General features: G+C 61.2%; 1 protein-coding gene. It reads left to right on the top strand.

Annotated features, from left to right (window positions below; genetic code table 11):
* A partial coding sequence (locus tag CH341_RS32895; RefSeq protein ID WP_146604807.1) for an Asp-tRNA(Asn)/Glu-tRNA(Gln) amidotransferase subunit GatC occupies positions 1 to 145 on the top strand: 145 nt, incomplete at its 5' end.
* Between the last annotated feature and the right edge of the window lie 113 nt (positions 146 to 258).

Here is a 258-nt window from a genome sequence, read left to right as displayed (position 1 = left end):
CGTCGAGCCGATGACCTCCGTCGCCGCCATGACGCTCAAGATGCGGGCCGACGAGATCACCGACGGGGCCAAGGCCGCCGACATCGTCGCCAACGCGCCTTTGAGCGAAGACAATTTCTTCCTGGTTCCCAAAGTCGTGGAATGAGCCGTGACGGCGGTTCTGGAACAGTCAGCGTCTATTGCTGCGGAGCATCCCGATCAGCCGGAGGTGCGTGAGCTCATCGCCGAGCTCAACGCCCATCTTCTGTCTTTCTACCT

This window comes from Rhodoplanes roseus, from assembly GCF_003258865.1.
Classification (GTDB): Bacteria; Pseudomonadota; Alphaproteobacteria; order Rhizobiales; family Xanthobacteraceae; genus Rhodoplanes; species Rhodoplanes roseus.
This window is presented reverse-complemented; position numbering and strand designations above follow the sequence as displayed.